Source organism: Prolixibacter sp. NT017, from assembly GCF_009617875.1.
Classification (GTDB): domain Bacteria; phylum Bacteroidota; class Bacteroidia; order Bacteroidales; family Prolixibacteraceae; genus Prolixibacter.
This window is the reverse complement of the sequence record NZ_BLAV01000001.1, coordinates 1,349,264-1,363,399: the sequence shown is the minus strand read 5'-3', so window position 1 is coordinate 1,363,399 and position 14,136 is coordinate 1,349,264. Positions and strand designations below refer to the sequence as shown.

Annotated in this window: 11 protein-coding genes; 8 read left to right on the top strand and 3 right to left on the bottom strand. The window is 44.0% G+C overall.

Annotated features, from left to right (window positions below):
- The first annotated feature begins 6 nt into the window (after window positions 1–6).
- From GJU87_RS05550 to GJU87_RS05515, 8 genes are all read left to right on the top strand, one after another.
- Window positions 7–696, top strand: coding sequence for an aspartate/glutamate racemase family protein (locus GJU87_RS05550; RefSeq protein WP_153638607.1), 690 nt, complete (start codon window positions 7–9; stop codon window positions 694–696).
- A 135-nt stretch (window positions 697–831) separates the two neighbouring features.
- Window positions 832–1,965 carry a peptidoglycan bridge formation glycyltransferase FemA/FemB family protein gene (locus tag GJU87_RS05545; protein ID WP_153638606.1) on the top strand — a complete coding sequence of 378 codons (1,134 nt, stop codon included), beginning with the start codon at window positions 832–834 and terminating at the stop codon, window positions 1,963–1,965.
- 199 nt (window positions 1,966–2,164) lie between these two features.
- Window positions 2,165–4,057, top strand: a complete 1,893-nt coding sequence (gene speA / locus GJU87_RS05540) for a biosynthetic arginine decarboxylase (RefSeq protein ID WP_153638605.1) — start codon at window positions 2,165–2,167, stop codon at window positions 4,055–4,057.
- 49 nt (window positions 4,058–4,106) lie between these two features.
- Window positions 4,107–4,673: an AraC family transcriptional regulator gene (locus GJU87_RS05535; RefSeq protein ID WP_153638604.1), complete on the top strand. Its 567-nt coding sequence runs from the start codon at window positions 4,107–4,109 to the stop codon at window positions 4,671–4,673.
- 83 nt (window positions 4,674–4,756) lie between these two features.
- Complete coding sequence (locus GJU87_RS05530) at window positions 4,757–6,985, top strand: cation-translocating P-type ATPase (protein WP_153638603.1); 2,229 nt, start codon at window positions 4,757–4,759, stop codon at window positions 6,983–6,985.
- A gap of 33 nt (window positions 6,986–7,018) precedes the next feature.
- Window positions 7,019–7,231: a heavy-metal-associated domain-containing protein gene (locus GJU87_RS05525; protein WP_153638602.1), complete on the top strand. Its 213-nt coding sequence runs from the start codon at window positions 7,019–7,021 to the stop codon at window positions 7,229–7,231.
- A 197-nt stretch (window positions 7,232–7,428) separates the two neighbouring features.
- The gene (locus tag GJU87_RS05520; RefSeq protein WP_153638601.1) at window positions 7,429–8,091 is read left to right on the top strand and encodes a hypothetical protein; all 663 of its coding nucleotides are present in this window, start codon (window positions 7,429–7,431) and stop codon (window positions 8,089–8,091) included.
- Window positions 8,092–8,094: 3 nt separating this feature from the next.
- Window positions 8,095–8,646, top strand: a complete 552-nt coding sequence (locus GJU87_RS05515) for a YceI family protein (RefSeq protein ID WP_153638600.1) — start codon at window positions 8,095–8,097, stop codon at window positions 8,644–8,646.
- A gap of 79 nt (window positions 8,647–8,725) precedes the next feature.
- Here GJU87_RS05515 and GJU87_RS05510 read toward each other — a convergent pair whose 3' ends face one another.
- From GJU87_RS05510 to GJU87_RS05500, 3 genes are all read right to left on the bottom strand, one after another.
- Window positions 8,726–10,321 (bottom strand): sulfite reductase flavoprotein subunit alpha, encoded by a 1,596-nt coding sequence (locus tag GJU87_RS05510; RefSeq protein WP_153638599.1) that lies wholly within the window; start codon window positions 10,319–10,321, stop codon window positions 8,726–8,728.
- Between the two features lie 13 nt (window positions 10,322–10,334).
- Window positions 10,335–11,483 (bottom strand): PepSY domain-containing protein, encoded by a 1,149-nt coding sequence (locus GJU87_RS05505; RefSeq protein WP_228491868.1) that lies wholly within the window; start codon window positions 11,481–11,483, stop codon window positions 10,335–10,337.
- Between the two features lie 104 nt (window positions 11,484–11,587).
- Complete coding sequence (locus GJU87_RS05500) at window positions 11,588–13,936, bottom strand: TonB-dependent receptor (RefSeq protein WP_153638598.1); 2,349 nt, start codon at window positions 13,934–13,936, stop codon at window positions 11,588–11,590.
- Between the last annotated feature and the right edge of the window lie 200 nt (window positions 13,937–14,136).

Genomic DNA, 14,136 nt, shown 5'->3' with positions numbered 1-14,136 from the left:
GCGAAAGTGAAAACAATTGGACTTTTTGGCGGAACCGGTTGGGTTTCCACATTAGAATATTACCGTTACCTGAATCAGGGAATGAACGAACGACTTGGCGGCTTGAGTTCTGCACGCATTTTTATGCACTCAGTCAATTTTGCCGAATTAAACGAGCTCAGGGATAAAGGACCGCAGGAAGTTTATAATTACATCAAGAACAACTTATTGAAGCTGATTGACGCTGGCGCTGACTTCGTGATGCTGGGAGCTAATACGCTGCACATGCACGCAGAAAAACTGAAAGCTGAACTTCCGGTTCCCCTGCTCCACATTGCCGATGCAACGGGCGAAGCCATCCAAGCGAAAGGTTTTCGGAAAGTTGGATTGTTGGGCACCATGCGGACAATGGAGAAAAATTTCTACAAGAAGCGCCTGGCTGAACATGGAATCGAAGTACTGATTCCTGAAAAAGAAGAACGCGAATTCATCGACCATGTTATCTGGCACGAACTGGAAAAAGAAATATTCAGCGATACCTCGAAAAACCGCCTTCTTGAAATCATGAACGCGCTGGCTGAAAAAGGTGCCGAAGGAATGATTCTCGGTTGTACCGAAATCCCGTTGCTGATCCACCAGGAAGATACCAGTCTGGAGCTTTTCGACACACTAAAAATACATGCTAAAGCAGCTGTGGAATTTGCGTTGAAAGACTAATTAAACGACAAAACATTAGCTTATAGTGCCTACTTACCCCAGGCAACATTCCGTTTAAAAACGTTTAACAAACAGGTAATTATCGATAATTTTTCATTGTCTTAAAATTGCCTTTTCTTTGCGGCAAAAAGCGGAATGCACATTGACATTGAACCGAAATACACGGAGCAAATCAAACCTGCAGCTGTACCGCAGCAAACGGCCTTCTGGGCCAAAGTGAAAGAAAACCTGGGCTACGAAACCCGCGCCTTCGATATCAAAATCCCACAGTCGGAACTCAGCGTTGATAATTCTCCTTCGAACCAGCTAAAGCACGTAACCGACGACTTGCTGGTAGTTATGCAACAAGTAGGTGCAGACCACCAGGTTGCTTACATTCCTTATGGTCCGCTCGTGAACCCGGATGAAGATATTCGCGGATTGTACCTTGAAGAGCTATCCGAAAGCATCCGCCGGTTTTTGCCATCGAACACCATTCTTATCCGCTACGATTTGATTTGGGAATCGCCATGGGCCGACGACGAAAACCGGTTCAACGACCGGGATGACTGGCTGGGACCGCCGGAACCACACTACCAGGAAATGCGCGTTAACTTCAACACCCACAACTGGAACCTGCGCAAAGCTCCGTCGGATTTGCTTCCCTCCCATACCATTTTTCTGGACCTGAACCACAATCAGGATACTTTGCTTCAGCGAATGAAGCCCAAAACCCGCTACAACATTCGCCTATCGAAACGCAAAGGTGTGGAAGTAAAAGAGGTCAGCTTCGACAATCTCCCGGTCTGGTACGATTTGTACCGGCAAACTGCTATCCGCAACGGCATTGTTCTCGATGATATCAGCTATTTCCGTACCGTGCTCGAAACGCAGGCAGCGAATACCAATTCGCCCGCAGATGTGCATATGCTCTTGGCCGAATCAGACGGTGTTCCGTTGGCAGGTATGTTTCTGGTCATCACCGGAAAAAGAGCCACCTATCTGTACGGCGCTTCATCTTCTCACCACCGGAACATGATGGCTACTTATGCATTACAATGGGAGGCCATTAAAATTGCACGGCAGAAAGGCTGCACAGAATATGACATGTTTGGTGTAGCTCCTACTCCGGAGCCATCACATCCCATGCATGGTCTATATCGATTTAAGACGGGATTCGGCGGCGATTTGTACCACCGGATGGGTTGTTGGGATTATCCACTAAATGAAGAACAATACAAGTTATTCATGATGGCTGAACGCAATGCCCAGGGATACCATATCCGTTAATCTTCAACAAAATACAACGAACAACCGTAAGTTTTAACATATTTATTGAAAAATATGGGCTTTGCATTTGTTATACCTGAAAACAAACCAACAATTTTTTCCTAATTTTAGCCCGAAAACGTAAAAAATAACTCGCCTTTCAAAAGGCAAAACTGACAATAATAAAACGAATAACGAACAAAAGTAAGAAGTCGAAAAAATGAGAAAATGGCGCGTTGAAGATTCTGCCGAACTATACAACATCACAGGCTGGGGAATAAATTATTTTTCAATTAACGAGAAGGGACATGTTGTAGTAACACCGAAAAAAGACGGTGTTCAGGTAGACTTAAAGGAGTTGGTCGATGAACTTCAATTGCGTGATGTTTCGGCTCCGATGCTGATACGTTTTCCCGATATCCTCGATAGCCGGATCGAGAAGATGGAAAGCTGCTTTAAAATCGCAGCCGAAGAGTACGAATACAAAGCGCAGAATTTTACGGTCTATCCCATCAAGGTCAACCAGATGCGCCCCGTTGTTCAGGAAATTGTCAGTCACGGCAAAAAATTCAACATAGGTCTGGAAGCCGGTTCCAAACCGGAATTACATGCTGTCATTGGCGTGAACACCGATAACGACTCACTTATTATTTGCAACGGTTACAAAGACGAGGATTATATTGAGCTGGCTTTGCTGGCGCAAAAAATGGGCCGTCGCATTTTCCTGGTGGTAGAAAAGCTGAACGAGCTGAAACTGATTGCGCGCATTGCCAACCGTCTGAAGATTCGACCGAATATCGGTATCCGCATCAAACTGGCCAGCTCAGGTAGCGGCAAGTGGGAAGATTCGGGCGGCGACGTCAGTAAATTCGGACTAACATCCAGCGAATTGCTGGTAGCCATGGATTTCCTGGAAAAGCACAAAATGCAGGATTGCCTGAAGCTGGTTCACTTCCATATTGGCAGCCAGGTAAATAAAATTCGCCGCATTAAAATTGCCTTACGGGAAGCGGCGCAATTCTACGTACATCTTCATCTCAATGGCTTTCCGGTTGAATTCGTAGACATTGGCGGCGGGCTGGGCGTCGATTACGACGGAACCCGCTCGGCAAACAGTGAAAGCAGTGTCAACTACAGCATACAGGAGTATGTGAATGATGCCACTTCATCGATGGTCGACGCAGCCAACGAACACGATATTCCACATCCCAATATTATCACCGAATCGGGACGTTCACTAGCGGCCCACCATTCGGTACTTATCTTCGAAGTGCTCGAATCGGCAACATTGCCAAGTTGGGATGAAGAGGAAGATTTGCCCGAAGATGCGCACGATCTGGTGAAAGAGCTATACGAATCATGGGATATGCTAAACCAGCCGCGAATGCTGGAAACCTGGCACGATGCACAGCAAATACGGGAAGAAGCGCTCGACCGTTTTAGTCTAGGATTAGTCGATTTGAAAACCCGTGCGCAGATTGAACGGCTGTTCTGGTCCGTTGCCCGCGAGGTGCATCAAATGGCCAGCAAACTGAAGCATGTTCCGGAAGAATTGTTAAACCTACCGAAATTATTGTCCGACAAATATTTCTGTAATTTCTCGCTGTTCCAGTCGTTACCTGATTCCTGGGCTATCGACCAGATTTTCCCAATCATTCCGATCCAACGCCTTGACGAAAAACCGGACCGTTCGGCAACACTACAGGATATCACTTGTGATTCGGACGGAAAGATTAACAATTTCATTTCGACCCGAAACTTTTCTTATTATCTACCCGTTCATTCTCTCAAAGCAAAAGAGTCGTACTACATTGGAGTTTTCCTCGTAGGTGCTTACCAGGAAATTCTCGGCGATCTGCACAACCTGTTCGGCGATACCAACGCGGTTCACGTGTCGGTTGATGACAAGGAATACAGTATCGACCAGATCATCGATGGGGAAACGGTAGCCGAGGTTCTCGACTACGTGCAGTACAACCCGAAGAAGCTCGTTCGAACGGTAGAAACCTGGGTAACTTCATCGGTGAAAACCGGAAAGATATCAGCGGAAGAAGGAAAAGAATTTCTGTCCAACTATCGCTCCGGACTGTATGGTTACACTTACCTGGAGTGATAATTTCCGGCGAAAGCCGAAATAGAAGCTCTGTGGAAAAACGATAAAAGTGAAGATATACATCAAAAATATGGTTTGCGATCGTTGTAAGCTGGCCATTAAAAACCAGCTCAACGATCTGAAACTGGAGCCCATTTCAGTAGAATTAGGCGAAGTGGATTTTGGTGAAACAGAGCTCACCGCCGACCAAATGAAGCAGATAAAAACCAACATCGAACCCCTCGGTTTCGAACTGCTCGACGACAAGAACAGCACATTAGTAGAGAAAATAAAAACGCTCATCATCGAGTTGGTTCACCGGAACGACGAGCCTATTCAAATTAGGCTGTCCGATTATATCCGCAACCATCTCAATTACGATTACCACTACCTTAGCAACCTCTTTTCATCCATAGAGGGAACAACGATTGAGCATTACTACATTGAGCAAAAAATCGAAAAGGTAAAAGAGCTGCTGGTATATGACGAACTCACACTAAGTGAGATAGCCTACCAAATGGGATACAGTAGCGTAGCCCATCTGAGTGGACAATTCAAAAAAATCACCGGTTTAACCCCAAGCCATTTTAAAAAACTGAAAGACGCCAGACAGCGTACCCCGCTCGACAAACTGTAAATTGTATAACTCTTTTCAAAAATCCTGTAACATCCAAAAGGCCCGCGTGCACTAGCTTTGTAGCATAAATAAAACTTTATGCTATGTCAGCTTCAAATTACATAACGCAAACCTTTCCCGTTACCGGGATGAGCTGTGCGTCCTGTTCACTGAGCGTCGAAACCATCCTGAATGCAACAGATGGTGTGATAGATGCCAAAGTGAATTTTGCGAATGCCAGCGTCTTGGTAAAATGGGACGAACAGGTGATACAACCTTCCGCGATGAAGGCAGCCATTCAGGCAGTAGGTTACGACCTCATCGTGGAGGACAAGGAAACCGCCGGAGAAACGGTAGAAGAAATACAACGAAAAGAATACGACCAGCTGAAAAAACATACATTGGGAGCGGTTCTGTTTTCCATCCCGATTGTAGCTATCGCGATGTTTTTGACTGATTTGCCGTACGCCAAATGGATTGAACTGGCACTGACACTTCCGGTTGTACTCATCTTCGGGAAACGATTCTACATAAACGCCTGGAAACAGATGAAACACCGGGTGGCCAATATGGACACGCTGGTCGCTGTAAGTACGGGCATCGCATTCCTGTTCAGTCTGTTCAATACGTTATATCCCGAATTCTGGACCAGCAAAGGTTTCGAGGCACATGTTTACTACGAAGCAGCCGCAGCCATTATTGCCTTTATTCTACTTGGCAAACTATTGGAAGACCGGGCCAAATCAAATACATCATCAGCCATTAAGAAGCTAATAGGCCTGCAGCCTAAAACGGTTGTAAGGATTGCTGAGGACGGAACAGAAACCACCGTACCGATTAAAGATGTAGCCATTGGTGATATTTTGTTGGTTAAACCCGGCGAGAAAATCCCGGTAGACGGAAAAGTAACCTTTGGCAATTCCTTTGTCGACGAAAGTATGATCAGCGGAGAACCTATTCCGGTAGAAAAAACAGAAAATAAAGAGGTATTTGCCGGAACCATCAACCAAAAAGGAAGTTTCCGATTCAAAGCCGAGAAAGTAGGCGGAGAGACACTGCTGGCACACATTATTAAAATGGTGCAGGAAGCCCAGGGAAGTAAAGCCCCGGTTCAAAAACTGGTCGATAAAATTGCCGGTATTTTCGTTCCGGTCGTTATGGGAATATCAGTCCTAACATTCATCGTCTGGATGATTTTTGGCGGCGACCAGGCGTTTACCCACGCATTGCTGGCAGCCATCACGGTACTGGTTATTGCTTGTCCCTGTGCGTTGGGACTGGCCACACCAACCGCTATTATGGTAGGAATTGGCAAAGGCGCCGAAAATAACATTCTCATAAAAGATGCAGAAAGCCTCGAAACAGCGCATAAAGTAAATGCTGTGATTCTTGATAAGACGGGGACCATCACGGAAGGAAAACCGGTGGTTGCCGATATCATCTGGACTGAGAATGCAAATCAAGAGCAACTGACTCCGCTGCTGTTTGGAATGGAGAAACAATCGGAGCACCCACTGGCCAGTTCCGTTGAAGAATATTTCAAGAGTAAAGAAGTTAAAGGAACGCAGCCGGATCAGTTTGAAAGTATTACGGGACAAGGTGTAAAGGCCGCTTTCTCGGAAGAACACTACTTTGTTGGAAACCATCGGTTGCTGGAAGAAAATGAGATAAAAATTCCGAAAGATATTCAGGCGAAAGCCGGAAAAATGCAACAGGATGCGCAAACAGTCATTTTCTTCGCCAACGCGGAAAAAGTACTGGCTGTTATTGCTATCGCCGACCAGATTAAAGAGACATCGAAAGCAGCCATCGCGCATTTGCAGAACGAAGGTATCGATGTTTACATGCTGACGGGAGACAATGAGCAAACCGCTGAATCCGTATCAAAGCAAGTTGGTCTGAAACATTTCAAGGCAGGCATTCTGCCCGGCGACAAGGCCGATTTTGTGAAAGAACTGCAGCAACAAGGCAAAACAGTCGCTATGGTAGGCGACGGAATCAACGACTCGCAGGCTTTGGCTCAGGCTGATATTAGCATTGCCATGGGAAAAGGCTCTGACATTGCTATTGACGTGGCCAAGATGACCTTGACCACCTCCGATTTAAACAGCATTCCCAAAGCATTGAAACTGTCGAAACAAACCGTGGCAACTGTCAAACAGAACCTGTTCTGGGCATTTATTTACAATGTCATTGGAATACCAATTGCTGCCGGCGTATTGTATGCTTTCAACGGATTCCTGCTGAACCCGATGATTGCCGCAGCGGCCATGGCGTTCAGTTCGGTTTCGGTAGTGTCGAACAGTCTTCGATTAAAATGGAAATCACTTTAATTATTTAATCAATAACATAAAACTCAAGTAATCATGAATTTCACCGTAAAATACAAGACAAACATTAACTGCAACGGTTGTATCGCAGCAGTAACTCCTTCCCTAAATGGCTCAGATGCTATCGAGAAATGGGAAGTGGACATTAGTAACCCGGAAAAAATTCTGACAGTGGAACTGAAAGAAAACAATCCGGAAGTAGTAAAAGAGTTGGTACAAAAAGCCGGATACAACATCGAAGAGGTTTAAAAACCGAACATATCTGGCAAAATAATCAAGGCAGAAGATTCGTCATCAGCGGGTTTTCTGCCTTTTCTTTTGCATTAATTATCAGCACATAAACCCTTCATATGATTCTTAAAATTCACTTAAGATTCCGCTTCCCCCGACAGGCAAAATGAAATAAGTTTTAATTTAGACTAATCTCAATTAATAATAAGGGAAGTATGAGAATCAGAAGAATTCTTTTTATCGTCACACTTTTGCTGTCCGCAGGGCACTTGTCGGCACAGACCGATACCACAAATGTGCAGAGCGACACGACCAAGGTTCAAAACGATCTGCTCAATTCGATCATGACACCTCAGCAGGAACACGTTCAGCTTTTGCCGAAAAAGTATCCGTTTACCCAGAAACTTCTCTGGGGACAAAAGGGGCTGATGAGGAACTTCAAAGCATTTCAGCTCTCTCCGGAAGAGCGTGAGAAAGAACTGAAGATCCGACGGACTATGTTAAAGTGGCACCAGGCATTGGGCTTTATTTCCCTGGCGGGAATGGCTGCCCAGGGAGTCGTCGGGTATAAATTGTACAACGGCGACTACAAGATAAAGGGATTGCATGAGGGATTGGCCGCAGGAGTCGATATTGCCTATTTCTCGACGGCTGCACTGGCACTTTTTGCACCTCCTAAAATGCTGGACGAACGAAAAGGATACAGTAGTATCAAAGTTCACAAAATTCTGGCCATCGTGCACTTTACCAGTATGGTTGCCACAAACATTCTCGCCACACAACTTGAAAGCCATCCCAACCTAAAACCTTACCATCGGGCTGCTGCCCTAACCGCTTTTGGTTCCTTAGCTGCTGCTATGATTGTCATTAAATTTTAACCCATGAAGAAAATTATTTTATCAATGATGGTGGTTGCCATTACAGCAACCGTAGGTTTTGCACAGTCAACCTCAAAGATGATGTCCGAAACCCAAAAATCGTATGTACGGTATGCCATGTCGCACCCGTTGCACGACTGGGAAGGGACCAGCAAAAGTGTAAAGGGGGTCATTGTTGTAGACAACAAAACCAAGGAAATAAAGCAAACGGCCATTGCCATCAAGGTTTCGACTTTCGACAGTCACAATGCCAACCGCGATTCTCATATGATGGAGGCAACTGATGCTATTAAATTTCCGGATGTTACTTTCGCCAGTACTTCCTTTCAAAAAGACCAGCAAGGACAGGAAACCGTTACCGGAAAGCTAACATTTCACGGTATCTCTCATTCCATTACCGTCCCTATTGTGGAGAAAACCGACAGCAACGGAGAGATAGAAGTAACCGGAAAGTTTGACGTAAAGATGACCGATTACAAAATCGACCCACCGAGCCTTTTGGGAATGCCCGCCAAGGACGATATCAAACTGAATTTTGATCTTTTTTTTAAATAGACGCTAGTTCATACTTGATGTTTAGAAGGAATTCTGTTACGCATTAACAGAGTTCCTTTTTTTAACCAAAACATCAGATTCAATACAAATCTTCCATATATCGATCTGGTGTCAATTCAAACCCAAGTTTCTTAGTATTTTTTTCGCAGATACTTCGAATGGTACGCCGGACTTCCATCCCCATTTGTAACGAACCACAAACATATATACAGGCTCCTCTTCTTAGCCAATCGACAAACGTTTCCTGCAACTCTTCAATTCTATTCTGAACATAAACCCTGCGATTCCCATCACGTGAGAAGGCCAGATCAAGACGATTTAAAACACCCTGTTTCTTCCACTTTTTCAATTCATCCTCATATAAAAAATCCCGACTCACTCTTTTCTCTCCGAAAATCAACCAGTTATCATAATCATTCCGGAGTGATCGTTCTTGTAAAAAAGCACGAAATGGCGCGATCCCGGCACCTGCAGCAATCATAATTACAGGCACCCCCGACAGCTTGGGTAGTCGAAATTCTTCATTTCGCACCAATCGAAACCGCAACGAAGAACCAATTTCCAGACATTGAGTAAGAAGAGAAGAACAAGCTCCCCGACGGATTCTGCTATTTCGTATCGATTCAACCTGCTTTATTGTCAAATGCAATTCACCCGGTGTATTTTTAAAACTCGAAGCGATGGAATAATAACGGGTACGAAGGGGTTGCAACAGCGACACAATTTCCTCCAATCTAATTTTCGCCGGATAATCGACCAGAAGATCCAACAAATCAGATTTATTTATGTATTGAAGAAGTTTTTCCCTGGAAGACAGGAGTTTTGACAACATCTCATCATCAACAACTAGCTGGTATTCTTGAATAACCGATTCACTTAACCGGTTAATTTCGAGCTTTCGCCGAAAAAGTTCTCCGGCCAAATAGGGCTTTCCGTCCCACAGAATTACATAATCCCATTTAGATTCGAGATGGCTTAAAAGCTCCTTCACCAAATCATCGGAATTCTCAGGGATAATGCCAATCGTATCTCCCGGTTGATATTTCGTTCGACTTGAGTTAACTTCTAAAACAAGATGATAGACGCCATTTTCGCCTCCTTTATTTAAGCGGTATCTATTCTTAATAATTCCCTCATAAAATGCCGGCATATTTTCCTTCATTTCAACAACACTGGTCTTAACATCGTTTTTCAGCTGATGTAAAACGCCGGTTATCCATAAAACTGCATTTTCTCTGAAATCTATATCGCAATCGACTTGTCTGAAAATTGCTCGAGCACCTAATTCCCGGAATCGTTTATCCAGATCCTTCCCTGCCTGGCAGAAAAACTCATAGCTTGAATCTCCCAAAGCACAGACCGAATATTGCAAATGACTCAGAGCAAACGAACCAGCATGAAGCTCTTTATAAAAACGTTCAGCAACTGGTGGCGGCTCTCCTTCGCCGTATGTACTGATAACGATTAGAACCAGGGTCTCTTTTGCCAGATTCACTGCCCTATAGTTAAGTAAATTCTTAACAGAAGCATCGATACCATTCTTTTTCAATTGTTTTCCTAACTCTTTTGCAACAAAGACTGAATTTCCTGATTTTCCGCCATAAAGAACAACTACACCTGCTGCTCTTCGCTCCTCTTTCGTTCTAAGCAAACTTTTATATAACTTCTTCAACATGTCAATATCCGAATTAGAAAAGTGATTTCCGGCGGTTTCTATTCCGCTTTAACCACATAAAAAATCCCGTAACCGGAAGAGATGCCGAAATCAGACTGATAATAAACGCGATAATCTTACCCGCGATTCCACCAATAGCTCCCACATGAATATCGTAATTAGCGGTAATTAGTTTTTCACCAGCATTTTTATCGGCGTGTTTTCTTTCCTTCAGAACCTTCCCAGAATACTGATCAAACTGCAATTCATCGGTTTTATAATATTTTCCTTTTTCTTCCTGAACAAATACCTGAATTACTCCCAGACTATCAGCTGCAGGAACCATTCGAAAAACAGCAGCATCCGGATACTTTTCTCTTGTTTTAGCAAGAGCGGTATCAATGGCATGAACCTTCGCCCGACTGTCTGGCGTTGATTTCATCACACTCAAGTCCGGGGTTGCAGTCGTGCCGGCAACGAGCATATACACCAAAGCCTGAAACCATTTGAAGGACCAAATCATCCCGGTTAACGCAATAATCAAGGCTAAAATCAGGCTGTAAAACCCTAAAACGTTATGCAAGTCATAAAGTCTTTTATAAGCACTTGTCGTTTTTATCCATTTTATACGAAAAATATTCTTGGTCCGACGCCAATTTTTGGGCCACCAGAGAATAAGGCCACTGATGAGCAAAATAACGAAGATAAGAGTACTCCACCCCACAATCGGCTGTCCAACAGGTGTCCGGAGCAACAAGCTCCAATGCAGCCATTTCACAATATTGAAGAAATCGTATTTTTCATTGTAAACAGCCTTTTCTTCACCACTATAAGGATCTACATACATTGCATCGTAATGCTTCAAAATCCCAAAATAAGTGAGAGCCTCAGGATTGCTTTGATAACTGAAAAAAACCCAGCTCTTATCAGGATTGTTATAAACATTCACCCAGCTGATCTTTCTTTCCGGTCCAAAATCTTTCTGAGCTTTCTCCAACAGCTCGCTAATCGGAAGCACATTCCCTGCTTTATGTTCCGCATAAATAGCGTTATGCCTCTGCCATTCTGTTATCTCGGTGCGAAATACGTAGATTGCACCGGTAACAGAAATAACAAATACAACAAGCCCGGAAGCCAGACCTAACCACAGATGTATTTTTGACAAGATATTCCTAAACATCATTTTTCCACTTCTTAAAAACTCATATCCGACTTAGCTGAAAAAATCAAAGCTCTCCCCTGTCGAAACAGGGAAGAGTTGGTATTTACTTAAAACAATCCGAGCAATTAAAAGCGGTACCTCACACTTAAGCGGTAATTAATTCCAGGCTCGGTTTGCCAATAATAGAAATTTGCATAGCCACTTCCGGAATAGAGATACTTATCGAGCAGATTATTAACGTTCAATGCGACTGTGAAGGCATCATTCTTCCATGATACCGCTCCATCAAGTCGGAAATAATCAGGTAAAATCGACTCGTTATCAGCGCCCCAATTCCAGGATGAACGATCGATCTGATACTGGTACCCCAGCGATAGGCCCAATCCTTTCAGTCCTGAGTTTTTAAACTGATATTTCAACCAACCGTTGGTCATATGCTTCGCATGGCCTGCCAGCCGAGTACCCACCACCGAAGGATCGCTATCCTTCGTCACTTTTAGGTCGGTATTAGCGTAGTTCAGAATGACGTTCAGTCCTGTCAGAATTTCTCCTTGCAAATCAAACTCAACTCCTTTTGATTGGGCCTCTCCCAATTGAATCTGGTAATTGATATCAGAAGGATCGGTAGTCAACACGTTTTCTTTCGTTATCTTATAGAATGTCAAAGAAGACTTCCAGCGTCCGGCACCCCACTCCCGTTTTACTCCCGCTTCCCAATCATTTCCTCTGACCGGTTTGAATGCCTTACCGTTTTTATCGGTTCCGGCTTCCGGTATAAAAGCCTGATCAAACAGGCCATACACCGACGTGTTTTTATCGATCGAATAGCTAACTCCGGCGCGGGGAGTAAACACCCGGTCATCGGTGCCTGCGCCGTAAACTGACGTATGGTACGTTGTAAAACGCCCTGCAAGTGTCAAGCGCAATTTATCGCTAAAGAATCGAACTTCATCCTGACCGTACAAAGCAGAATAGCGAACCAATTGGGAGCCGGGATAACTTCCATTGTAAGCACGCTTCCGTATGCTCTGACTTCTATCGAAGACCGGAATTTGAGAAGTAGGTACATAATGAACAGGGTTGTGAATATCCAGCGGTGTATTCCCAAGTGCACCATGTTGAAACCAGTCGGCAAAATACTCTTTGTTTCCCATATCAAGGCCAACAAGAATGTGATGAGCGATTTTGCCCGTTTTCAGGTCTCCATTCAAATAGACCTGACCAAGCTTGGCTGTACTCAACGCATCCCAACTACTGAGTCCCCGGTAAATTAATCCAGCCTCTGTTACCGAATCGGGCCATAGCGAGCTACCAATTTGCTTGTAATGCAAATAGCCCAGTTGAGCAGTAAGTTTCCAGTTTTGATTCAGCTTTCGCTGAAAATTAAGAAAGAGGTTTTGCTCCCAAATATTCGTCGGATCAAGATTGGGTTCGGCCAAAGTGAAATTTCGCGGTAAGGTTCCCATGCCATCCGGCGAAAACACATAAGCTCCGCCAACGATCATCTGAGAATACTGGAGAATGTATTCAGCTGTTAGCTTTGTTCGAGCATCGAACTGATAGCTTAACGATGGAGCCACGGTAAAACGATTATTGTAGTCATAATCTCGATGCGAATTTTTCTCCATTCCCATCAAATTCAATCGGTAAAGCAGACGTCCATCTTTACTTAATTCTCCCCCTAGATCGGCTGTTGCCCGAAGCGTATTGAATGAGCCGACCATCATCGAGACTTCATTTTTTTTGTTTTTTCTCGGCTTCTTGGTCACCACATTATAGAATCCACCAGGTTCACCGGATGAGAGCATAAAACCTGCCGGTCCCTTCACGAACTCAATCCTATCGACAATTGACATATCTTCTGTCAACGGTCCCCAAGGCAAGTCAACATTCATACCGTTTCGAAATGCCGGCAATTTAAAACCTCGCATATTAATACGGGCAAAGTTTCCCCAGTGCTCAATCATTTGCGCTCCACTGGTATTTCTGGTAACACTCTCCAACATATCAATCGACTGCTGATCTTCAAGCACATCCCGGGTTATCACCTGAATATTTTGAGAAGCTTCCAGTAACGGAGTTTCAATCCGTAGCGCAGCAGAGGGCACATCGGTAACATAATCAGAATAATAATTTCCGGTTACTACCACTTCTCCTATTTCCTTGTTGCTTTTCTGCAGCCTTATTTCAGGAACACGGGTTACTTGTCCGGAGGCAACCTTCACATTCACTTCCTTCTTTTTCAATCCAATATGTGTCGCTTGCAATGTATAGGTTCCCGGAGCAATATTGCGAATGATATAATGTCCACTTAAATCAGTAACAGCTCCTTTGACAGTTCCTTTCAATCCAATATTCACAATTGCCCCATTATTCTCATCAGGAACAACAATACTTCCGGTAATGGTACCGGTCTGAGCACCTGCAATATGAAACACAGTTACAAAGAGCAATATAGATAGCAATTTTTTCATCGTATTATATTTGATTTTTTAGATTAGATTATACGACACAAAGCTATCCCATCAAACTAGCTGCAACAATCCCAAGATATGATGATTTTGACAGGCGAAACTATACCTACTTATGATGAACTTATAGAAATGATATTACCCAAAAAATTAAACCGCACACAAATCCCTTTTAAACAGACACATGCCAAACACATAAAACA

Bases quoted from the DNA above. Each gene is read 5' to 3' on its own strand.
- GJU87_RS05545 (WP_153638606.1), top strand. From the start codon at position 832: ATGCACATTGACATTGAACCGAAATACACGGAGCAAATCAAACCTGCA.
- speA (WP_153638605.1), top strand. From the start codon at position 2,165: ATGAGAAAATGGCGCGTTGAAGATTCTGCCGAACTATACAACATCACA.
- GJU87_RS05530 (WP_153638603.1), top strand. From the start codon at position 4,757: ATGTCAGCTTCAAATTACATAACGCAAACCTTTCCCGTTACCGGGATG.
- GJU87_RS05525 (WP_153638602.1), top strand. From the start codon at position 7,019: ATGAATTTCACCGTAAAATACAAGACAAACATTAACTGCAACGGTTGT.
- GJU87_RS05520 (WP_153638601.1), top strand. From the start codon at position 7,429: ATGAGAATCAGAAGAATTCTTTTTATCGTCACACTTTTGCTGTCCGCA.
- GJU87_RS05515 (WP_153638600.1), top strand. From the start codon at position 8,095: ATGAAGAAAATTATTTTATCAATGATGGTGGTTGCCATTACAGCAACC.
- GJU87_RS05510 (WP_153638599.1), bottom strand. From the start codon at position 10,321: ATGTTGAAGAAGTTATATAAAAGTTTGCTTAGAACGAAAGAGGAGCGA.
- GJU87_RS05505 (WP_228491868.1), bottom strand. From the start codon at position 11,483: ATGATGTTTAGGAATATCTTGTCAAAAATACATCTGTGGTTAGGTCTG.
- GJU87_RS05500 (WP_153638598.1), bottom strand. From the start codon at position 13,936: ATGAAAAAATTGCTATCTATATTGCTCTTTGTAACTGTGTTTCATATT.